Below are 20,779 nucleotides of genomic sequence, written 5' to 3'. Positions count from 1 at the left end.
AGTTGTTATACCGGAGCAGAAAAGGCAGAGGGTGTCAGTTTTTGTAATCTGGCTGCTCTCTGTCCAGTTTGCGCCGTAGCGCCTGCCAGATAAGTTTTCCCTGATCAGGATCTTCGTCAAACTGCTTTTTTGTACGAAGAATTTTTTCTTCTGATGGCATATGCAGGGGGACGCCTGTAGCCTGCGCCGCTATCTGAATACGGCAGGCCTGTTCCATATAATACATACGGTAAAACGCCTGCGCTACGGTCGCACCCACAGTCAACAGCCCATGATTTTGCAGAATAAGGGCCGAATGGGTTCCAAGGTCACGCACCAGACGGTCGCGTTCGCTTAGATTGTCATCTGCGGCAATGCCCTCGTAACTGTGAAAAGCGACAGCCCCATAAAACTCAATATTCATCTGGTTTAACGGCAGGATTTTCTGATCCTGTGCGGCAACAACCATGCCCGGTACCGTGTGCGTATGCATGACGCATGCTGCATCTGGCCGACTACGATGAATGGCAGAATGAATAACAAAACCAGCCGGGTTAACTGGCCATGTTGTTTCCTGCTTCGGTTGGCCATCAGCATCGACAATGACCAGAGAGCTGGCTGTAATTTCTTCAAACAGTAACCCGTAAGGGTTGACCAGAAAACGATGCTGCTCACCGGGTAAACGAACAGACAGGTGTGTATAAACCAGATCTGTCATGTTGAAATGCGCCATAAGGCGGTAAGCGGCAGCCAGTTCTTCGCGCAGTTCCTGTTCGGTCGTGGCTGTAGGGGCAAGAGACATCAAAACACGTCCTGTTATCAATAAAAATCCACAATCGGGTTAGTGTGTGGATTTGGCCCGGTTGAAATGGCCAAAGGTTGCTGTTTTGCGTGCTCCGTCAGGCAGGGAAAGTGTGCCCTCCTGCACGCGGCGGGCAAGATACTGGTAGGTTTGCAGTGCCTGCGCCCACATATGCTCGCCAATGGTAATGGTCTCGTAATCCTGATTGCCGGTTGCAAAGGCAGGCAGTGGTCGAATCTGGGTATGATAGTCGCAGGCATAGAAAAGAGGAAACGAATATCGTTCTTCCTTCACGCTGCGCACCCGGTGGGCGGTGGCCACAAACGCCCCTGCGGTCATGACTTCAAGCATATCACCAATGTTGACAACAAACGCACCGGGAATAGGGGGGGCGTCAATCCAGTCACCATGGCCGTTCATGACTTCCAGCCCCGGTTGGTCTGCCAGCAGGATGGTAAAGCATTCATAATCGGTATGGGCCCCAATGCCCGGCGCATCCTGTGCTTCCGCATCGTAGGGGTAGTGGATCATACGCAATTTGGACGGTGGGAAATTGGCGTGATCGTCAAAATACGTTTCAGGCAGATCAAGCGCCAGAGCAAACCCCCGAAACAGCGTCCGCCCCAGAGCAAATACGGCTTTGTAGTAAGCCTGTGCAGCGTCCTTGAAGCCCGGCACGGTCGGCCAGTTATTGGGCCCTAATAACGGTGTGCCAGCTTTTACCAGTGGATTATCGGACGGCACTTCAAACCCGATGTCAAAGGCTTCCTTATGGTCTGGGCGGCCAGAACCATACACTTCCTCCCCTTCGGGTACGAAACCTTTGTGGGTTGCGGATGTGCCAATGTAGTATTCCATTTTCTGATCAAACGGCAGGGCAAAGAAGTTCTTTGCGGCCTCGCGCACATTCTTGATCAGATCAGCCGGAACCTGATGGCCGGAGATATAAAGGAAGCCCACATTGCGTGCTGCCTGCCCCAGTTCCTCCGCCACGGCTTTACGGTCTTCCGGATTTTCACTGTATAAACCGGCAATATTGACCACCGGGATGGACGTGAATGTTTCAGTCTGTTCTGCCGTTGGGGTCTGTTCGGTCATGTCTGTGTCTCCGGTAAGGGTCAGCGGGTCATGAACTGTTTGAAATGGGCTTGCTCTGTCTGGCCTATCCAGACATTCAGGCTCCACAAATCGGCAATCGGGGCATTGGTGAACGGCAAAGTGTGCAGATAACCATCTGGCCCACATTCTGGTGTTAGTGTTGTGACCTGATAGCCACGTGCTTTTTGCGCCTGCCATATCTGTTCCCAGATATGCTGATGAAAACGCAGGGCCGCAGCATGTTCGGGCGCAGCAGGGTGTGGCACCTGTGGCCCCTGATCATACCCTATGCGGGCCTGAACGTGGTGCACCCGATCAAGAAAAGCGGAGAAATCGTCGAGCGGATCATCCAGCAGTCGTTCACAACTGACAACCCAGTGGCTGATATCTGCGGTAAACAGAACATCGGGAGACAGATGTGGTAAAACATCAAGTGTAACCCAAGGTGTTGCCAAAATGCGCGAACGATGGGTTTCAAAACTGCATAACAGCCCCATATCCTGCCCGATTGCATGGGCGCGGTTAATGAAATCTGCTTGTTGCGTGGCAGACCAGCGGTCGTTCCCCCCCAGCACGTTAATAAAGCGCGGCTTCATGCAGGCAGCGCGTTCTAGTGCTGCGCGCAGATCGTGCAGATGGTCCTCAATACTTGCAGACTGGCGGGGGATGACGCCGCCACCCGTCATGGCAATGGCGATATAGGGAATGTTCTCGCCAGCCAGAATGTCTGCGTTCTGCTGTGCTTCCTGTAATGTTGCCGGAATACGGGCTTCAATACCGGTAAAACCGGCCTGTTTCAGGTCTTCTAGTGCAGCGGTCCAGGGGCGGAAGTCACCCCACAATGTTTTAAAAACATCCAGTCGCATCAGATAATCCTGAAAGGGGCTCCATGCCGCGTGGATGCAGGCATGGAGCGTAAGGGGTCAGAAATTATAGTGCAGATCAACACCCACCCAACGTGGGGTTTGCAGATATTGTGCACGGCTGTTGTCACTGCCGGTAAAGGAGTAGGTGTTGCCGTGCTTGTTCAGCATGTTGTCAACATAGACGGCAGCTGTCCATTTGCTGCTTTTGGGGGAGAGTTCCATACGCAGGCCCATGGAACTGATTTTGTTGGTTTTACCATTCGGGTCACCCAACGCCACCAGCATGTTGTCTTTCCATGTATAGCTGGCCTGCAATGTGACGCGATAACGGTTTACATCTACGCCGTAGCGGGCCACGGCGCTCCATGAGAAACGCGGGGCGAACGGCAACGCGGAATGGGCCGTGACGTTTGAAAGAAGCGGCAGGCCGCCAATATTGTTGACTGCGCTGATAGCCTGCGCATCCAGATAAGCAAATGACCCGCGTAGATCGAGGTTAGGCACAATGTTATGCAGGGTGGATGACAGTTCCCCCCCGCGTGTTCTTGCGCGTGAAATGGGGCCGAGGCTTAGCGACGTAGTGTTACCCGGCATTTCAGCCACGAACAGCGTTTGACGATTATGATATTCATAATCGAACAAAGAGCCTTCGATCGAAAGACGGTTTTTAAACAGGCTGGACTTCACACCAACTTCGTAAGCAATCAGGTTTTCAGGTTTGACGTAATCAAGCGCCTGCGGTGCAGAAACAGGGGCGGCAAAATAGGTTCCGGCCTTGTAGCCGTTGGAGATGCTGGCATACAGATAGGTGCCTGGCACAACCTGATAACGCAGCCCAACGCGGCCAGTGAACCGTGGATAATTGTGGCTGGTGTTCAAATATGACAGGTTTGCCCCCGGCACTCCGCCGAAAATACCGTCAACATCCCGTGTGCCGCCATGGAAACCACGTTCATCGTAAGAGAACCGGCCTGCAGCAATGAAGTCCAGATTATGGGTAATGTTGGTTACGGTGTTGACATAGACACCCGTTGACAGATTCTGCTGCGAGAAATGGTTAGCCAGATTGGCTTGCGGAACACCGAACTGGAAGGCGCGATAGCTGGTGTACGTGCCGTCAATCTTGTCATAAGATTCGTAGATACCAACGGTCAGATGAAAGATTTTTCCAATATTGGTGCGCAGGTGCATGTCATGCGATTGCGCAATATAGGTATCATCCCAGTGGTAATCGGCAACCTGCGCGGCTTCACCGTCGTAGTTGTCAAACGTATTGCGACGATAGAAATCAATACCGGTTGATGATGAAAACACACCGAAATTGAACAGATGTTCGTAATTGACTGATACACCGCCGCCATCTTCCTTGCGTCCGACGCGGCTGGACCCGACATTGACGCGGTTATAATACGCATTGGGGCCGACACCAATTGTACCGTCTGCCAGACCGTTTACGGCATCGCCGTCCGTATCCTGTGGGGACATGGGGGTGCCACGGTCGCGTGTGTAGTGAATGTTCAACAGCAGAGATGATTTGTCATCAATGACAAATTTGGTCAGGTTACGAATGGCCAACAGATCTTGCGCGCCATAGCGTTTGTCTGTGTGCAGATCATGCTGCCAACCATCGCCTTTAGTGTAGCTGAACGCCGTACGGTTGAATATTTTTTTGGTAATAGGCACGTTGACGGCAAATTTTCCGGTATTGGTATTGTAGCTACTGTAGCCCCAGTCCAGATAGCCGCCAAATTTATCAGAGGGTTTGACGGATTCAATGTTGACGCTGCCACCCGTGGTGCTGCGACCCATGTCAAAACCTTGTGGGCCTTTTTCAACAATCACGTTTTCAATGTCGAGCATCTGCCCGTTATACAGCGCGGGATAGGGCGCAAACATGCCATCCAGATAGATGCCGATGCCGCCCATGTTTGTGCCAACATAGTCATCCAGCCCAACACCACGAATGGAGAAAATAGGCGTGCTGCCAGACGTCGCGTTTACGGCGGTAACACCGGGCGTAAAGGCGGCAATTTCCTTGGGGCTTTCTACGTGCAGTTCACGCAGTTCCTGACCGCTCATGACATTGACGGTGCCGGCTTGGGAATGGAACCGTGCCGTGCGGGAGCGAACAACCTGAATATCTTCAGGGGACGTGCTGTGGTGCGGTGTGCGGCGCATACGGACGGGTGCGGTATGGTGCACCGGGGTTGCGGTTGGATGCGCGGCCGGTTTGCCGTGTGTTGCTACAGAAGCCGCCAGCGCTGGCAAGCTGGTTGTAGAGCCGAGCAGCAAAGCTGTCATGGCCAGACGATGCCGAACACTACGGGCAACGCGCGGTGCCGAGGAAAACTGGGGGCGCGAAAAATATGTCATGATGCCATCCAGTGCTGCCATGAGGATACGGGGGAGAACGCCGTAAACAGCCGGTCAGCTGACCGGATGGGGAGTGGACAAAGCGGTTCCAGGAAAGTGAGTACAGAACTGCTGGTCATGAAAACCCCCTGTTTACGAGGGCGGAAGCATCCGCCCGGGTAATAACTTCATTTCAATTTAATAATGAACCAGCGGGTATTTCGTTTGAAATGTTGTAAATCTTACTTTTGATACTGCTCGTGTGTGAGGGTTAGTAGCGGATCATCTGGTCAAGGAAGGCCTGCGCGCGTTCAGTCTGCGGGGTGGTGAAGAATGTCTCTGGTGGGGTAATTTCCAGAATACGGCCGCGATCCATGAAAATGATCTTATCAGCAATATGACGGCTAAACGCCATTTCGTGTGTTACACACAGCGTTGTAATGCCCTGTTCAGCCAGCGTGTTCATAATGCTGACCACTCCTGTAATGGCTTCAGGGTCCAGTGCAGCAGTCGGTTCATCAAATAACATCACCTCCGGTTGCATGCACAGGGCACGGGCGATTGCGACACGCTGTTGCTGGCCCCCTGACAACTGGATGGGATATTTGTTGGCTTGTTCAGGAATTCCTACTTGCTCCAAAAAGCGGCGGGCCATGTCTTCCGCTTCTTTTTTGGGGGTGTTGCGTACTAACTGCGGCGCAAGAGTACAGTTATCCAACACGCTTAGATGTGGAAACAGATTGTAGTTCTGAAACACCATCCCCACCATGCAGCGTAGCTGGGTAAGGTTGGTTTTTTCATCAATAACTTTCCCATCAATCAGAATACTGCCGCTGTCATGCGGTTCAATTCTGTTGAAGGTACGAATCAGGGTGGATTTGCCAGACCCAGACGGCCCCAGCACCACTATTTTTTCGCCCTGTTGCACATCGAAGTTCAACCGATCAAGCGCAACAAACTCACCATAAAGTTTGCTCATATTCCGGACCGAAATCATGGCGCTTTCAGATGGGGCTGCGCTGAGGGCGGCGTCAGGCTGTTGAAGGTCAGGATGCATTGGCGGAAGCCTTCTTACGGTCTGCCCAGGAAAAACGCCGTTCAACACGCTTTTGCAGGAACAGGAAAAAGAACACCATGGCCAGATAATAGACCAAAGCCGCAGCGTAATATTCGGTAAATTCAAAGGTGCGGGCAACCTGAACCTGCGTGATGGCAAGCAGTTCCTGTAAGGAAATGACGGAAGCCAGAGACGTGGTTTTTAACAGGCTGATGAAGTCATTAATGGTGGGGGGCAGCGCAATACGAAGTGCCTGCGGAAAAATAACGTGGCGGTAAACCTGCTTGCGGTTCATGCCCAAGGCATCGGCTGCCAGTTCTTGCCCGGCATCAACGGCGCTAAGCGCGGAACGATTGATTTCGACCTGATAGGCTGATTCGTTAATTGCCAGTGCGACGAGCGTGGCCAGAAATGGGGTAAACCATTGTTCCCGGAAAATAGGGAAAAATTGCGGTAGGGCATTCCAGATAAAGAGAAGCTGCAACAATGTCGGCGCACCGCGAAACACGGAAACGTAGGTTTTCAGCACAGCTTTGAGAACAGAATTGCCCCGTCCGTTCAGGGTGATAGCCATGGGGATGGAAATAACAATGGCAATGGCGTGAGATAACAGCGCCACAGCCAGTGTAATACAGGCCCCCTTGAAAAACGCCAGAGAAGTCAATGCAGAGAAAAAGGCGCTCCAGTTAAAGGAAGATGCGCTTTCATCCTGTGTCAGAGCCTGCTCGGACTGAGCAGAGATAGACCATTTCTGGCGCGAGGCCTGTAAGGTGCCATCTTGCTCAAGTGCAGCAATGGCGGTCTGTACCATTATGCGGTCTTGGGCATTTTTACGGAAATAGACCGCAAAATGTCGATAGTCAGGGTAATCAGGTTTGAGAATAATCCTGACTTTTCCATGAAGCTGTTTTTGTCGGAAATAAAGTTCAACATCCTGACTGACAAAAGCAAAAACCCGGCCAATCAGCACCTGTTGCACCACTTGGTCTTCCGTGGGGTATTGCTGAATGATGATTGGCAGTTTGCCCGCCGCGGTCAGGGCTTCATTCTCACGGTTGATGCGTGTGGCGTAGCTGGTGCCCGACTGCACGGCAATGGTTTTGCCGGATAGATCGGCCATGCTGGTGATGGGGGCAGTATTGGCGCGTGCCACAACGGTCAGGGCAGTATCCTGATAGGCTATGGCATCAAAATTCTTCTCACGGGCAGGTAGCTGAATAATGCCACTCAACACCATACCGCATCGCTGTGCCCCCAAGCTGGGAAACAACCCCGTGAAATCCATAGGAATAATCGACAGCTTGGCATGCCAACGCTGGGCAAGCGCTTGTGCAACGTCAATATCCATCCCTTCTGGCTTGCTGGCGTCAGACCCTTTGACAAATGTCATGGGCGGAAGGGTAGGGTTTGTACACACCGTCAGGGTACCGTTCTGCACAAACGAAGGCACATCGCCCGCAGCATCCTGCGCGGATGCGGCAAAAGGTAGGGCTGTGCTGACGCCAAGACTGATTGCAAAAGCCAGAAGACTTTTGCGGAACATAGACCTCAAGCCTTGAGGGTGTGGGTGGTGGCCAAATACCGAAGAAGACTGGTCCGATCGCCCAGACGCCGTTGCGCGGTATGAAAGGGCTGGCCTGGAAAAAAGGCGCAGAGAAGCCATTAGTAAGACTCTTCCAGAAGGGCGCGGAAGGTTTCGACCATCAATCCTGTTTCAGGAGATGTGCGCGCGAGAAAATGGAAATAGGTTATAAGCTGAAGATTATTGAAACTGATGCGACGCAGAAGGCTGCGGTCTACCAAGGGTTTGGCAAAGGCTTCGGGCAGAAACCCGATAAAATTGCCCGATAAAATCAGCAGAGCGCGGGCATCCACATTTTCAGCCGCAGCGTGATAGGACATATGTGATCGCACTTTATCCCACTGGGGGGAGGTTGCGGCTTCCGCCACGGCAATCATGCGTTGTTCAGCCAGTGTCTCAACCGTAATTTTGTCTTCAGGCACGGCAAACAGCGGATGACGCGCACCACAATACAGATTCAGCGCTTCTGCCACCAAAGGGGTACCGTGGATGCCTGGCATATTCTGCGGATAAAGGGCTATGCCCGCAGTTGCCTGCCCGTTCATGACAGCAACTTCCACTTCACGGGTGGAGGCGGAATGGACGGTTAGAAACACATTGGGGTGCTGCGTGGTAAACGCTTCTATGGCCCGCACCAACGGTGTTTCACCGTGTGTCTGAATATTGTCAGGGACGTATAGTTTGAATGTGCCCGAGAGCAGGCCGCTAATCTGGTTGACCCGCTGCTGAAAACGCTGGATGTCCTGCAACAATTCCTGCGTTGCCTCCAGCACGGCGCGACCTTCCCCCGTCAGGGCAAAGCCACTTCGCCCGCGCAGACACAGCCTGAGGCCCAGCCGGGTTTCCAGCGCAGAAATATCCAGACTGATAGAAGATTTGCTTTTGCCCAGTGCAATTTCAGCGGCGGAAAAGCCGCCTTGTTCGGCAACAGTATGAAAGACACGCAGCAGGCGCAGATCAACCTCTGATACCTGACCATGAAAGCCATTTGAACGCCTGCGCTTCTGCCCTGCGGAAGGCTTGGGGCTTGGCGGAGTTTTGGTTGATCGTGTCATGCGGATCTGGCGCATCCTTTGTCAGATATAACATGCAGCATAGAGTGAAACGGCAAACGCAAAGAGCAAGAAGTGAAAAGCGAGCGTGCTTATTCTGCTATTTTGCCAGCGAAATGGCCAGTGTGTTCTCCGGTTTCTGTCTGTCTCCCTCCAAAGCCTGCGGCTTATGGGAAAAAGATGCAAGAGGGGAATGATTGCCAGATGGGCCACCAGACGAAGGTGTAACGATGTGGCCGTGCGGTAGAGAACCCCCGGCAGCGCCCAAAAAATGCCAGTTTTGGGTTCAGAACGGGGTTTTATGATGAGGGCTGGATGAGATGATTAACAGATTTATAAAGTGAACTACGGTTTATTCTTATTTTGGAACCGTTTTAAATTCGTTACCGTCAGGAAGAATTCAGCAATCTAAGGATTTCAGCAATGCAAGCAAACCGGTGGTTTATTGACAGCGAAACCGGTGATCTGGCTGATGTACTCCTGTGCCCGCCTGAGTATTATCAGTGGATTCCCAGCAATGATATTGCCATCCAGACAATGGCCAATGGAGGCACGATTGATCGTGCAGCCTTGAACGCCCAGTTTGCGGAGCTGGTTTCTACCCTGAAGGGTGCAGATGTTTCCTGCCATTTTCTGAAGCCGCAGGAGGGTATGCCCTATCAGGTCTATACTCGTGACAGTTCACAGACCACGCCATTTGGCACGGTGGTAACCCGCCTGTTCCGTCAGGAGCGTGTGGGCGAGGAAGCTGAAATCCGGTCTTTCTATGGTGAAGATGAAATCTGGAAGACCTGCACCAAAGGCAATATTGAAGGCGGGGATATTCATATTATTCGCCCTGGCCTGCTGGCAGTCGGTGTCAGTGGTGGCCGCACGGATGAAGCCGGGGCTGCCGAATTCATCAGCTGGTTTGAGGAAGCTGGCTGGACATGCCGGATGATCCGCTTCCCTGAGCATTTTCTGCATCTGGATGTTATTTTCACCATGGTGGCAGAAAATCTGGCAATTGCGGCTGTTGATTGCATTGCGGATGAAGATCTGGACTGGTTCCGTGCGCAGGGTATTCGTCTGCTGCCGGTTTCTTATAAGGAAGCAATGCGGGACATGGGGTGCAATGTGCTGGCACTTGGGCGGGAACGCGTTGTCAGCCCCCGTCATTCCGTGCGCATCAATGACATGCTTCGCGCTGAAGGGCTGACCGTGCTTGACCCGGAACTCAACCAGTTTTCACGCGGGGGCGGCAGTGTGCATTGCATGACCATGCCATTGCGTAGAAAATCACTGCTGCCAGCCTGAGGGCCAACAGGCAAGTAAGCACCCCTAAAATGGTGAGCAGGGCTTGTCAGTAGGCCAGAAAGCAACCCTGCGTCTTGCGTGGCAAGAGGCAGGGTTTTCTGTTTTGATGGCTAAAAGTTGCAGTGGGTGGAGGATATAAAATGGTCAGACTGATTGTCAGTGCAGATGGGGCAGAGCAATTTGAAAGCTGGCGGAAAGCTTTTGCTGATGTAGCACCTGATCTGAACGTCTGTTCATGGTATCACGCCAGAGTGCAGCCCAGCCAAGATGATTACGTTCTGGTGTGGAAACCGGAAGATGATCATTTCAAAAATCTAACAGATGTAAAAGCGATTTTATGCACGGGTGCAGGTGTTGACCATCTGCTGCGCTCCCCTGATTTTCCGCAGCATGTGCCGCTTGTGCGCATGGGCGGGGAGCAGACGGTTGGTCTGATGGCAGATTACGTCACATGGGCGGCTATTGGGCTGTTGCGTGATGCACGCACATGGGCGCAGCAACAGGCCACGCATAAATGGTCTTATAATGGTGTAGCCCGAACCTGTGCTGAAACACGCATAGGGGTTATGGGGTTAGGCCATCTAGGAAGTCAGGTTGCCAGCCATCTAGCCCGCGTTGGTTTTCAGGTTTCTGGCTGGCGTCGCTCAGACGGGCAGGTGGCAGGGATTAAGGTTTTTTCCGGTAAGGACCGCTTAACGGATTTTCTAAAAGAATGTGATATTCTGGTTAACCTTCTACCCAGCACGCCTGAAACCAGAGGCTTGGTTGATAGCGCGTTTTTGCGAAATCTTCCGCGTGGGGCAGGGTTTATCAATGTGGGTCGTGGGGACCACGTTAATCAGGCTGATCTGCTGCAAGCACTGGATGACGGCGTGATCGGTGGTGCCGTGCTGGATGTTGTCACCCCGGAACCGCTGCCAGCAGAGTCAGCCTTGTGGGCACACCCGCGCATCACCATTACCCCCCATGTCGCGTCTGAAGCGTCTCGCACCATGCAGGCGCGATATGTAGCGGATGTGATCGCGCAAATGGGGCGGGGCGAACGGCCGTCTTTGTTGTGTGACCCGGAAAAAGGATACTGACCCAAAAAATTCTTTAACAAGGAAAGAGTTTTTATTTTCAATTTTTTTTCAGAAATAGAGGGCGGACATGGTCACACAGAGCAATATGGTGGTTGATGGGGGTGCTTTGTGGCAGGACCTGATGCACACGGCACAGTTTGGCGGTACTCCCAAAGGGGGGATTTGTCGTCTGGCGTTGTCCGATGATGATGCACGGGTACGCACATGGTTTGCACAGACCTGCGCGGCGTTGGGCTGTGATGTGACCTTTGATTCCATGGGTAACCAGTTTGCGCGCAGGGCTGGCGAAGACAACACGCTTCCTCCCATCATGATTGGCAGTCATCTGGATACGCAGCCAACAGGCGGGAAGTTTGACGGGATTCTGGGTGTATTGGGTGGCATTGCGGTTTTACGGGCATTGCATACTGCCGGCATAACCACACGGCATCCGATAGAAATTGTAAACTGGACGAACGAGGAAGGGGCCCGTTTCACCCCGCCCATGTTGGCATCAGGTGTTTTTGGCGGTGTGTTCACCGAGGCGTTTGCACGCGGGCGGTCTGATCGTGCTGGCATTATCTTGGGGGATGCGCTTGAAAAAATAGGGTTTTCTGGCACGGAAGTTTGCGGCCAACATCCGGCTGCTGCCTATTTTGAATTGCATATTGAACAAGGCCCCGTGCTTGAAGCCGAGGAGCGGACAATTGGCGTGGTACAGGGTGTGCAGGGCATGCGCTGGTATACTGTCTGCGTCAAAGGGCAGGATGCACATGCTGGTACAACCCCCATGACCATGCGGTCTGACGCATTGTGGGCGGCTGCGCGCATGATTGAGGGTGTGCATCAGGTTGCGGTTGATCACGCCCCAGATGGTTTGGGGACTGTAGGCATAATTGACTGTCTTCCTGCCAGCAGCAACGTGGTGCCGGGAGAAGTGCGCTTTACGGTTGATCTGCGCCATCCGGATGATGATGTGCTGGAGGCTATGGAGCAGGAGTTCCGACAGCGTATGGAAGATCAGGCGACAGTGTGCGGTGTGGAGATGGAGATTACGCCCACATGGGTTTCAGCTGCCGTACATTTTGACCCGCTGTGTGTGGGGTGTGTGCGTGAAAGTGCGCAGGCGCTAGGGTATTCCATGCGTGATATTGTGTCCGGTGCGGGGCATGATGCTGTCTATGTGGCCAAAGTGGCCCCTACGGCCATGATTTTTGTACCCTGTTGGAAGGGTATCAGTCATAACGAAGCAGAAAGCGCAGAACCGGACGATGCAACAGCCGGGGCAAATGTTTTGCTGCACGCTGTTCTGGCCGCTGACACTCGACTTACGTCATAGCGATTATCGAGGGTCTAAAAAGATAGGGATGGGGGAGAGATCTTCCATCCTTTTTTATTATGGGACGGGTATTTGCAATCAGCATGTTGAGAATAAATGGGCTAAAAGGCACAGCTGATTTTTACCAAGAATATCTTGGAAATTAATCAATCTTTCTGAACTGCTTTGTGATGCAAAGCGTATCAGAACGCGCCATTTCTTATTTTAAGAGAAAGTGGCGCGAGTGACGGGGCTCGAACCCGCGACCTCCGGCGTGACAGGCCGGCGCTCTAACCAACTGAGCTACACCCGCAATCTTGACGCTCACCAGTAGTGTGCGTCGGTATGTGGGGCTTTATAACGGGGATTTTTCGTTTGGCAACAGGGTTTGTGTAAAAAAAATGAAGCGGATACGTTTTTTGTGCTGGACCAGAGGGTTAGAGAAGAAAATTGTCTGGCCTGACGGAAAAATGTCTTGATGGAGAGGGCCAAGTCTCAAGCCTCCCTCCACCCAGAACGGTGTGGGGCAGAAAATTATTTCTGCTTTTCAAAGGCTCCTGCAATTGTCAGGGCCACATCGTCGCCGACCATCGGAACGTAGGTTTTTACACCGTAATCACTGCGTTTGATAACGCCGGTAGCCTGAAACCCAACGGTGTAAGCTTTATCCATCGGGTTTACGCCCGAGCCAACGTAATGCGCCTGAAGCGTAATCGGCTTGGTAACACCATGCAGTGTGAAGTTGCCGGTAATGGTTGCACCGCCTTTTCCATCAGGAGTGACCTGAGTGGAAACAAAGGTAGCGGCTGGGTATTTGGCGGCATCAAACCAATCCGCTTCTTTCAGCTCGGCGGTCAATTTGTCACTGGTGGTCTGCACGCTGCTGACGGGAATGGAGACTTCCAGCTTGGAGGCAGCAGGATGGGCGCTGTTGAGGGTCAGCGTGCCGCTGACGTCAGAGAACAGACCTGAATAGTGTGTAAAACCGAAATGCAGCAACGAGAACACAACCTGTGTATGGCCGGGCTCAACCTTGTAGGTGCCGCTTTCAACCTTGATGGGGGCTGTGCCTTCTGCCTGTGCCAAGCCAAGCGAGGCTGCGAGCCCAAGCAGGGCAAAAGTGCAGGCGACTGTTTTTTTAGACATGGGACTAATCCTTGACCAGAAAAGGAAGAGGGATGGCAGAGGGGCTTTTCCGTGTTCGCGAAGCGATAACGTGGGAAAACCCGGTTTGTGCTCTGCCGGGAAAAATTTCAGACACCGAAACTGAAGGCAGAAAGTGCCTTCCCCATGACGGTATCCGTATACGTGCGCACGCCCGTGTCTGTGCCCGCAGCGCCAGCCACGACCATCAGCGGCAGAAGGTGCTCCTCTCGCGGGTGGCAGATTCGGGCGGCGGGCGCATCCTGCCAATGGGTAAGCGCATCATTTCGCTGTGGGGCTGGCAGACTAATGGCGTTTGCCAGCCAGGCATCAAACTGACGCGAAGCCGCATCAGACCGAGGGTCTGCCGTCATGAAATGGCGCAGATTATGATACGTCATTCCCGTGCCGATAATCAGGATATTCTGCTCCCGTAGGGAAGCCAGAGCCGCCCCGATGCGAAGATGGAGCGCTGGATCCAGATCCTGTTGCAGGGAGAGTTCGACAACCGGGATGTCCGCGTTTTCAAAAGCGAGCATCAGCGGGATGAAAACGCCATGGTCGAACCCACGCTGTGCATCCTCTTTTGCCGGGATTCCGGCCTGTTGAAGCAGTTGCGTTACCTTGGTGGCAATGTGGGGTGCCCCTACAGCCGGATAGCGTAACTGATACGTGTGTGCGGGGAACCCGTAGTAATCATAAAGAAGAGACGGGTGCGAGCCAGAGGTGACTGTGGGCATATCCGTTTCCCAATGGCCAGACACCACTAAAATGGCATCGGGTTTTTGCGGAAGCGTATGGCTGACGCTGCGCAGGTAGGCTGCCATGTTATCCCACGTATCGGGCCAATCCATGAAAAAGCAGGGACCGCCGCCATGAGGCAGAAACAGCACAGGCTGCTGGGCTTTAGTCTGCGCTATGGGGTTGGCTTCTGGCATGAACCGATAAGACCTTTGCGTTGCGATGGCCTGACTGTCTCTCTGTTCCGGTGGTTTGATAATCCTGTGTTTTGGGAAGATATTTCACACTCATGGTATGAAATATAAAACCGTGGACTGGTTTATGGCGGCTATTCTGCGGGCAGGGTAACGGGCACAAAAAAACCGGAGGCTGCCCGTGGGCACTCTCCGGTCTCAAAGGCTCAGAATACCGTGCGGGACGGTATCTGGCAGGATAAAGGCTGTAGGCCTTTATTTTGCTTTTGCGGCTTCAACACCACTGCGGATGAAGTCTGCGGCTTCTTCCTTTGTGCCCCAGCCGGTCACTTTAACCCACTTGCCGGGCTCCAGATCCTTGTAGCGGGTAAAGAAGTGTTCAATGGCCTTTACCGTGATTTCCGGCAGGTCCTGAATGCTTTCCACCTTGCTGAACTGCGGGTGAATTTTGTCATGCGGCACGCAGATGATTTTTTCGTCCTGACCGGATTCGTCTTCCATCTTCAGCACACCAATGGGGCGTGAGCGGATAACGGAACCGGGCACTACGTTGGCAGGTGTCAAAACCAGAGCATCGGTCGGGTCTCCATCAGCGGCCAGCGTGCCGGGAATGAAGCCATAAGCCGTGGGATAAGCCATGGGCGTAAACAGGAAGCGGTCAACAAAAATGGCACCACTGTCCTTGTCTACTTCGTATTTGACGGAAGACCCCTGCGGGATTTCGATCACCACGTTAATATCGAACGGCACATCTTTACCGGGGGAGATTTTCGACACGTCCATTAAGGCTGCTCCAGTATGGATAAAATACGGATGCCGACCCTATCCGTCAGGATGCAACTTGCCAAGCAGGAACAGAATAGAGAGGCGTTACATCACTTTTCACACACGGAAGTCTTGCCAAATGTGTCTGATTGCGTAATCAGGGAGCCACCTGCGCGCCCGTAGCTCAATTGGTTAGAGCGGGCCGCTCATAACGGCTAGGTTGCGGGTTCAAGTCCTGCCGGGCGCAGGTTTATGCCTTTCACGTCCTTATAGACTCTTTTTTACCGATTTATCTGCGGGGGTTCATCTCATGGCACCATATCAATACGTCTATGTGATGAAGGATCTGACAAAGTCCTATCCCGGTGGCCGTGAAGTGTTCAAGGGCATTACGCTGTCCTTCCTTCCGGGCGTGAAAATTGGTGTTCTGGGCGTAAACGGTGCCGGTAAATCAACCCTGCTGAAAATCATGGCCGGGATTGATAAGGAATATGGTGGCGAGGCCTGGGCCGCTGACGGTGTTAAGGTTGGGTATCTTGAGCAGGAACCACAGCTCGATCCCAAACTGACAGTTGGCGAAAACGTGGCGCTGGGCTTTGGTGACCTGAAAAAGGCCGTTGACCGCTTTAACGAAATTTCCATGCGCTTTGCCGAGCCTATGGAAGACGATGAAATGAATGCCCTGCTGGCTGAACAGGCCGAATTGCAGGAAAAAATTGACGCCGGTGACGGTTGGGAACTGGACCGCAAGCTTGAAATCGCGCTGGACGCCCTGCGTTGCCCGCCGGCTGACAGCCCCGTAGACAAACTGTCTGGTGGTGAGCGTCGCCGTGTTGCCCTGTGCCGTCTGCTGATTGAAAAGCCCGACATTCTGCTGCTGGACGAACCAACCAACCATCTTGACGCTGAAAGCGTTGCGTGGCTTGAGCGGACACTGCGCGACTATCAGGGCACCGTCATGGTCATTACCCATGACCGTTACTTCTTGGACAACGTGACCAACTGGATTCTTGAAATCGAACGGGGTCGCGGTATTCCGTTTGAAGGCAACTATTCTTCCTGGCTTGAACAGAAGCGTAAGCGTCTGGCACAGGAAGAAAAGGAAGAAAGCGCCCGTCAGCGTGCCCTTGCTGCTGAACAGGAATGGATTGGGTCCAGCCCGAAGGCGCGTCAGGCCAAAAGCAAATCGCGTATTGCGCGCTATGAAGAAATGCTGGCGCAGAGCGCTGAAAAGCAGAACACGGTCGCTGACATCGTTATCGCCCCCGGCCCGCGTCTGGGCGGCACGGTCATTGAAGCTGACCATCTGACCAAAGGGTTTGGTGACCGTCTGCTGATTGATGACCTGAGCTTCAAGCTGCCTCCCGGTGGCATTGTGGGGGTTATCGGCCCGAACGGTGCGGGTAAATCAACCCTGTTCAAAATGATTGTGGGCGCTGAAAAGCCAGATTCTGGTGAGCTGAAAATCGGCGAAACCGTGAAGCTGGGTTATGTTGACCAGTCCCGTGATGATCTGGACCCGAACAAAACCGTGTGGGAAGAAATTTCTGGCGGGACAGATGTTATCTATCTGGGCAAACGGGCTGTGCCATCACGTGCCTATGTCGGGGCCTTTAACTTCAAAGGGTCAGACCAGCAGAAGAAAGTCGGTATTCTGTCAGGTGGTGAACGCAACCGCGTGCATCTGGCCAAGATGCTGCGTCAAGAAAGTAACGTTCTGCTGCTGGACGAACCAACCAACGATCTGGACGTCGATACCCTGCGTGCGCTTGAAGAAGCACTGGCCGAATTCCCCGGTTGCGCCGTGGTTATTACCCATGATCGCTGGTTCCTTGACCGTCTGGCAACGCACATTCTGGCCTTCGAAGGGGATTCCCACGTCGAATGGTTTGAAGGTAACTTCGAAGCCTATGAAGAAGACAAACGGCGCCGTCTGGGCGCTGATGCCACCGAACCGGGCCGCATCCGTTACCGGCCGATTGCACGCTGATTTCTGGCGGATGGATGTCTGATGAGGCATCTGTCCGTTCTGATTTTCTTTTCAGGTTCTGTGCCTAACCGGACGCCCCATAATGGGGTGTTTGTGTATCTACCCCTTGTGTTAGCTAGAAAAACCAATGTCTGACGCCCGCACCGTGCGCACAGGCCGCCTGACGCTTCAGCCTGTTACCTGGCGTGACATGGAAGACATGGTGCGCCTGAAAGCCGATGGCGGTGCCTTTGGGCAAATGCTGGGCGGTGTGTGCACACGCCAGCAGGCCGAGCAGGAAATGGCAGACGACATTGCCTTCTGGGCTTGCCACAAGGTTGGTATCTTCACCATTCGTGAAAATGGTCAGTTTGTGGGCATGACCGGTATTCATGATCGCCCGGATGGTCGCGGTTTTGGCCTGCGTTTTGCTCTTTACCCGTGGGCCAGTGGCCGAGGCATTGCACGGGAAGCCGCGAATGCTGCGCTCAATTTCACCCATGATGCCGGGATCAGGCGGGTTATTGCCGTCGCGAAAGAGAGCAATCTGGCATCGCGTAGCATTCTGAAAGGAATCGGGATGCGCGAGTGTGAAACATTCACCCGGAATGGTCAGACCATGATCGTGTATGAAAGTATTCGGGCGTCAAGCAGGCCAGATGTGTTCTCAAAATCACGTCGTCAGATTTAAGGGGGCGGACGTAAAAAAGGCACCTTGCCGCCGCAAGATGCCTTTTTTGAAATCAGACGCGTTTGAGTGAAAAACTCAGTTCTGGGTCGCTGCTGCGGTGTGATGCGCAATCTGGCGCTTCAGGGCGCTGATCAGCGCGTCCACACTGCCACCGTTCCGCGCGATGTAAGAGGAATAATCCTGACGCTGGGTCAGACGCAGGCTTGCACCTTCGCCAATCACATCGACCACTTTTTCAGAACCCGTGGCGGAATTGACAATCCACTGCATGGTTGCCGGGGGCTGCTGTGGGCGCAGCAGGGTGGCTTCAACGGCTTCGTCTTCACCTGATTTGGTCACGCTGCCGATGGTGAAGCTGACACCGCGATAATCGCCCAGTTTGTCCGTAATGGCGTTTACCAGCACCTGATGGAACAGTTCGAGGTATTCTTTCTGCTGGGCAGGCGTTGCCAGTTTCCAGTAGCGCCCAAGGCAGTAACGGCCAATGGCATCGATATCCACGTTTTTCTGGATAAGCGGCATGACCTTCTCTTTCTTTTCAGGAAGAGAAACCGGGCTATTGACGATGGCAACAAGCTGCTTACCAAAGCCTTCGATAAACTGCTTTGTGTTCTGCGCAGCGTGCGCAGGCATAATGGACAGCCCGCCAGCACACAGCAGGGCCAGAGAACCCAGAACAAGGCGACGGCCAGAGAAAAATGTCATGTCAGTGTTACCCTTGTTGTTCGTTCTTGACATGGTACCACAGAGGAACAGTCGCCCGGTGGTCGTTTTTAAGCGCTTCAATCTGCGCTTTACGCTGCTGCTGGTACGCACTGCGAATGGTAGCGTATGGGTCGAGCGCATCACGCTGAAGAGCATCAAGCTCATCAAGATGTGCAGAACGGCCCTGAACAATCGCCAGCATATTGTAGGCCCAGTTGAAGCTGACCAGCCCGTAACCGCGCGGCACATAGTTCCAAGGGGAAAGCCCCTGGTCAATGCCGTAACCGATGCCATCACGGAAGGATGATGGACCCATGGGCAGAAACAGGTAGGGGCCGGACGGAATACCCCAGTTGGCCAGTGTCAAACCGCCATCATTGTCATGATGAGGGTATCCAGCCATTTTCGCCACATCAATCAGGCCGCCAATCCCGACGGACATATTGATGCACCACCGCACAAACGCATCCCCGGCACGGCGGGGCTTACCAGCGCCCACATCGTTAAAGAACACGGAGGGCTCGTTCATGGTGGTAATCATGTTGCCCAGCGAATTACGCACAGGGCGCGGTACGGACCAGACATACGCTTTGGCAACCGGGCGCAAAGCCCATTTATCAAACGTCATGGTGACGTTGTAAATCTTGCGGTTAAGCGGCTCGTAAGGATCGTTGGCCTGCTTGTATTCTGCAAGGGCATCGGGGTCTTTGGGCGGCGGTGTGCGGAGCCCGCTGCAACCGGCCAATGTCAATGCCGACAACGCCACGAAAGAAGAGCGGGATATAAGACGGCGATACGCCGAAAAGCCTGCCCGGGTCTGACCATCCTGCGCCTGACCGCAAGGGCGGAGCCGCATACCGTTCCGTCCTGAATTCATTGCCGCCTTCACCTTCACCCTGTGACGCATCCTTACCTTCACCTGCCCGCGGGCAGGTAGATTCTGCCGCCTTGTCTACCACGAGAACGGCACTACGCAATGCAGGGCTTCTCTGCGCATAAGGCAGGGTAGAGGAAAAAAAGCGCGCTTCAGACCCTTGGGTTCAGTCTGAATTGTGATTTTTCCATACCCTGTTGCCTGAATGCCGCAGTTGCGTGCGCTGTGTCCGGCCAGCATTCGCCCCCTGCATCATGGTGCGGTTGTCTGTTCAGGCTCCTTGCAACAAGGCGTTTACAGTCCTCTTTCACGCTTGATGAGGTCCCATGCTGCGTTAATGCGGGAAATCTTGGCGGAAGCCTCGGCAATTTCTGCTGGCGTGGCCTGTCGCGCTGCCATCACATCGGGGTGATACTGGCGCACGAGTGTTTTCCAATGGGCGCGGATTTCTTCGTTTGAGAGCGAGGACTCCACACCCATGATGACGTAAGCGTCTTCCTCAGCCATGGCGGGGCGCGCCCGTCCTTGCTCGGCCCGCTCCCACGCGCCTCTGCTAAGACCGAACAGAGCATGGACGCGCTGGAGAAACTGCGTTTCCTCTTTGGTCAGCGGTTCATCAGCGGCCAGATCGGCCCGGGCGATTGTAAACAGGATGGCCAGAAGGTCTTCCAGCGGTTGCTTATCGTTAGCGTAGGCCTGCCCCAGTTCGCGGGCAAAGCCTTCATAATCGTCCGTGCGCTGGCGCGACATATCAAACAGTCGCCCCAGTTCGCGCATATTTTCAGCCGGAACCTGAAAGCGGGCCTTGAACGCGTTGATTTCGCGTCGATTAACCGGGGCATCGCATTTGGCCAGCTTGGCGCACAAAATAACGCTGCTTAACCCGTAAAGCTGTTCCTTTTTGCCCATGGCGGCAGCCAGTTTAGCGGCCATGAATGTTGCCGCGCCGCTTGGGTCTGGATTGGCGCGCGCCGCCCATCGGTCACTCCAGCCACCAGCAGGCGGCTGAAGCAGCGTGCCTTTGTCCGCAGCGTGGCCCAAGGCGGTGCCCAGTGCAGCCCCAACCGGGCCACCCATGGCAAAACCGGCAACACCCCCGAAAATCTTACCCCAAATAGCCATTCTGTCTGCTTCAACCCGTTTCCGCTTTCCAGCCATTCTATATAGGGCCGGGGTTTCGCCTTTGCACCATCATAGCAACCAGATGGGCCGCAAGAGAAGGCAGCATACAGGT

Annotated in this window: 18 protein-coding genes and 2 tRNA genes; 6 read left to right on the top strand and 14 right to left on the bottom strand. The window is 53.7% G+C overall.

The window, feature by feature from the left end; translation table 11 throughout:
* Nucleotides 1-34 precede the first annotated feature (34 nt).
* From Abin_RS00570 to Abin_RS00540, 7 genes are all read right to left on the bottom strand, one after another.
* Nucleotides 35-781: a class II aldolase/adducin family protein gene (locus Abin_RS00570; protein WP_048844417.1), complete on the bottom strand. Its 747-nt coding sequence runs from the start codon at nt 779-781 to the stop codon at nt 35-37.
* 39 nt (nt 782-820) lie between these two features.
* Nucleotides 821-1,879 (bottom strand): isopenicillin N synthase family dioxygenase, encoded by a 1,059-nt coding sequence (locus Abin_RS00565; RefSeq protein ID WP_048844416.1) that lies wholly within the window; start codon nt 1,877-1,879, stop codon nt 821-823.
* 20 nt (nt 1,880-1,899) lie between these two features.
* Entirely contained in the window at nt 1,900-2,745 is an 846-nt protein-coding gene (locus Abin_RS00560; protein ID WP_048844415.1) for a sugar phosphate isomerase/epimerase family protein, read from the bottom strand.
* A gap of 57 nt (nt 2,746-2,802) precedes the next feature.
* Complete coding sequence (locus Abin_RS00555) at nt 2,803-5,118, bottom strand: TonB-dependent receptor (protein WP_084593364.1); 2,316 nt, start codon at nt 5,116-5,118, stop codon at nt 2,803-2,805.
* A gap of 250 nt (nt 5,119-5,368) precedes the next feature.
* Entirely contained in the window at nt 5,369-6,094 is a 726-nt protein-coding gene (locus Abin_RS00550) for an amino acid ABC transporter ATP-binding protein (RefSeq protein WP_048844470.1), read from the bottom strand.
* 49 nt (nt 6,095-6,143) lie between these two features.
* Nucleotides 6,144-7,697, bottom strand: coding sequence for an ABC transporter substrate-binding protein/permease (locus Abin_RS00545; RefSeq protein WP_084593362.1), 1,554 nt, complete (start codon nt 7,695-7,697; stop codon nt 6,144-6,146).
* 119 nt (nt 7,698-7,816) lie between these two features.
* Nucleotides 7,817-8,791: a LysR family transcriptional regulator gene (locus tag Abin_RS00540; protein ID WP_048844414.1), complete on the bottom strand. Its 975-nt coding sequence runs from the start codon at nt 8,789-8,791 to the stop codon at nt 7,817-7,819.
* Between the two features lie 420 nt (nt 8,792-9,211).
* On the opposite strand from Abin_RS00540, the gene Abin_RS00535 reads away from it, so the two are divergent.
* The 3 genes from Abin_RS00535 to Abin_RS00525 all read left to right on the top strand — a co-directional run bounded on the left by Abin_RS00535 (nt 9,212) and on the right by Abin_RS00525 (nt 12,484).
* Nucleotides 9,212-10,084 carry a dimethylarginine dimethylaminohydrolase family protein gene (locus tag Abin_RS00535; RefSeq protein ID WP_048844413.1) on the top strand — a complete coding sequence of 291 codons (873 nt, stop codon included), beginning with the start codon at nt 9,212-9,214 and terminating at the stop codon, nt 10,082-10,084.
* Between the two features lie 140 nt (nt 10,085-10,224).
* The gene (locus Abin_RS00530; protein WP_048844412.1) at nt 10,225-11,166 is read left to right on the top strand and encodes a 2-hydroxyacid dehydrogenase; all 942 of its coding nucleotides are present in this window, start codon (nt 10,225-10,227) and stop codon (nt 11,164-11,166) included.
* A gap of 67 nt (nt 11,167-11,233) precedes the next feature.
* On the top strand, nt 11,234-12,484 hold the full coding sequence (locus tag Abin_RS00525) for a M20 family metallo-hydrolase (protein ID WP_048844411.1): 1,251 nt from the start codon (nt 11,234-11,236) through the stop codon (nt 12,482-12,484).
* A 215-nt stretch (nt 12,485-12,699) separates the two neighbouring features.
* On the opposite strand, the gene Abin_RS00520 is transcribed toward Abin_RS00525, so the two are convergent.
* The 4 genes from Abin_RS00520 to ppa all read right to left on the bottom strand — a co-directional run bounded on the left by Abin_RS00520 (nt 12,700) and on the right by ppa (nt 15,324).
* Nucleotides 12,700-12,776: transfer RNA gene (locus tag Abin_RS00520), tRNA-Asp, on the bottom strand.
* 221 nt (nt 12,777-12,997) lie between these two features.
* Nucleotides 12,998-13,609 carry a YceI family protein gene (locus tag Abin_RS00515; RefSeq protein WP_048844410.1) on the bottom strand — a complete coding sequence of 204 codons (612 nt, stop codon included), beginning with the start codon at nt 13,607-13,609 and terminating at the stop codon, nt 12,998-13,000.
* A gap of 107 nt (nt 13,610-13,716) precedes the next feature.
* Nucleotides 13,717-14,544: a DODA-type extradiol aromatic ring-opening family dioxygenase gene (locus Abin_RS00510; RefSeq protein WP_048844409.1), complete on the bottom strand. Its 828-nt coding sequence runs from the start codon at nt 14,542-14,544 to the stop codon at nt 13,717-13,719.
* A gap of 252 nt (nt 14,545-14,796) precedes the next feature.
* Entirely contained in the window at nt 14,797-15,324 is a 528-nt protein-coding gene (gene ppa, locus Abin_RS00505) for an inorganic diphosphatase (protein WP_048844408.1), read from the bottom strand.
* 155 nt (nt 15,325-15,479) lie between these two features.
* Here ppa and Abin_RS00500 point away from each other — a divergent pair.
* The 3 genes from Abin_RS00500 to Abin_RS00490 all read left to right on the top strand — a co-directional run bounded on the left by Abin_RS00500 (nt 15,480) and on the right by Abin_RS00490 (nt 17,966).
* Nucleotides 15,480-15,553: transfer RNA gene (locus tag Abin_RS00500), tRNA-Ile, on the top strand.
* Nucleotides 15,554-15,616: 63 nt separating this feature from the next.
* Nucleotides 15,617-17,296 (top strand): energy-dependent translational throttle protein EttA, encoded by a 1,680-nt coding sequence (gene ettA, locus Abin_RS00495; protein WP_048844468.1) that lies wholly within the window; start codon nt 15,617-15,619, stop codon nt 17,294-17,296.
* Nucleotides 17,297-17,423: 127 nt separating this feature from the next.
* Nucleotides 17,424-17,966, top strand: a complete 543-nt coding sequence (locus Abin_RS00490) for a GNAT family N-acetyltransferase (protein WP_048844407.1) — start codon at nt 17,424-17,426, stop codon at nt 17,964-17,966.
* Between the two features lie 75 nt (nt 17,967-18,041).
* Here Abin_RS00490 and Abin_RS00485 read toward each other — a convergent pair whose 3' ends face one another.
* The 3 genes from Abin_RS00485 to Abin_RS00475 all read right to left on the bottom strand — a co-directional run bounded on the left by Abin_RS00485 (nt 18,042) and on the right by Abin_RS00475 (nt 20,667).
* Nucleotides 18,042-18,671, bottom strand: coding sequence for an MlaC/ttg2D family ABC transporter substrate-binding protein (locus tag Abin_RS00485; RefSeq protein ID WP_048844406.1), 630 nt, complete (start codon nt 18,669-18,671; stop codon nt 18,042-18,044).
* Between the two features lie 7 nt (nt 18,672-18,678).
* The gene (locus tag Abin_RS00480) at nt 18,679-19,548 is read right to left on the bottom strand and encodes an MlaA family lipoprotein (RefSeq protein ID WP_174766855.1); all 870 of its coding nucleotides are present in this window, start codon (nt 19,546-19,548) and stop codon (nt 18,679-18,681) included.
* A gap of 291 nt (nt 19,549-19,839) precedes the next feature.
* Nucleotides 19,840-20,667: a TerB family tellurite resistance protein gene (locus tag Abin_RS00475; protein WP_048844466.1), complete on the bottom strand. Its 828-nt coding sequence runs from the start codon at nt 20,665-20,667 to the stop codon at nt 19,840-19,842.
* Between the last annotated feature and the right edge of the window lie 112 nt (nt 20,668-20,779).

This window comes from Acetobacter indonesiensis, assembly GCF_000963945.1.
Classification (GTDB): Bacteria; Pseudomonadota; Alphaproteobacteria; order Acetobacterales; family Acetobacteraceae; genus Acetobacter; species Acetobacter indonesiensis.
Note: the sequence above shows the minus strand (reverse complement) of the source record. Positions and strands in the feature narration are given on the sequence as shown.

Bases quoted from the DNA above. Each gene is read 5' to 3' on its own strand.
- Abin_RS00510 (WP_048844409.1), bottom strand. From the start codon at position 14,544: ATGCCAGAAGCCAACCCCATAGCGCAGACTAAAGCCCAGCAGCCTGTG.
- Abin_RS00480 (WP_174766855.1), bottom strand. From the start codon at position 19,548: ATGAATTCAGGACGGAACGGTATGCGGCTCCGCCCTTGCGGTCAGGCG.
- Abin_RS00560 (WP_048844415.1), bottom strand. From the start codon at position 2,745: ATGCGACTGGATGTTTTTAAAACATTGTGGGGTGACTTCCGCCCCTGG.
- Abin_RS00525 (WP_048844411.1), top strand. From the start codon at position 11,234: ATGGTCACACAGAGCAATATGGTGGTTGATGGGGGTGCTTTGTGGCAG.
- Abin_RS00540 (WP_048844414.1), bottom strand. From the start codon at position 8,791: ATGACACGATCAACCAAAACTCCGCCAAGCCCCAAGCCTTCCGCAGGG.
- Abin_RS00545 (WP_084593362.1), bottom strand. From the start codon at position 7,697: ATGTTCCGCAAAAGTCTTCTGGCTTTTGCAATCAGTCTTGGCGTCAGC.
- Abin_RS00550 (WP_048844470.1), bottom strand. From the start codon at position 6,094: ATGATTTCGGTCCGGAATATGAGCAAACTTTATGGTGAGTTTGTTGCG.
- Abin_RS00475 (WP_048844466.1), bottom strand. From the start codon at position 20,667: ATGGCTATTTGGGGTAAGATTTTCGGGGGTGTTGCCGGTTTTGCCATG.
- Abin_RS00485 (WP_048844406.1), bottom strand. From the start codon at position 18,671: ATGACATTTTTCTCTGGCCGTCGCCTTGTTCTGGGTTCTCTGGCCCTG.
- Abin_RS00570 (WP_048844417.1), bottom strand. From the start codon at position 781: ATGTCTCTTGCCCCTACAGCCACGACCGAACAGGAACTGCGCGAAGAA.
- Abin_RS00565 (WP_048844416.1), bottom strand. From the start codon at position 1,879: ATGACCGAACAGACCCCAACGGCAGAACAGACTGAAACATTCACGTCC.
- Abin_RS00530 (WP_048844412.1), top strand. From the start codon at position 10,225: ATGGTCAGACTGATTGTCAGTGCAGATGGGGCAGAGCAATTTGAAAGC.
- Abin_RS00515 (WP_048844410.1), bottom strand. From the start codon at position 13,609: ATGTCTAAAAAAACAGTCGCCTGCACTTTTGCCCTGCTTGGGCTCGCA.
- ppa (WP_048844408.1), bottom strand. From the start codon at position 15,324: ATGGACGTGTCGAAAATCTCCCCCGGTAAAGATGTGCCGTTCGATATT.
- ettA (WP_048844468.1), top strand. From the start codon at position 15,617: ATGGCACCATATCAATACGTCTATGTGATGAAGGATCTGACAAAGTCC.
- Abin_RS00490 (WP_048844407.1), top strand. From the start codon at position 17,424: ATGTCTGACGCCCGCACCGTGCGCACAGGCCGCCTGACGCTTCAGCCT.
- Abin_RS00535 (WP_048844413.1), top strand. From the start codon at position 9,212: ATGCAAGCAAACCGGTGGTTTATTGACAGCGAAACCGGTGATCTGGCT.
- Abin_RS00555 (WP_084593364.1), bottom strand. From the start codon at position 5,118: ATGACATATTTTTCGCGCCCCCAGTTTTCCTCGGCACCGCGCGTTGCC.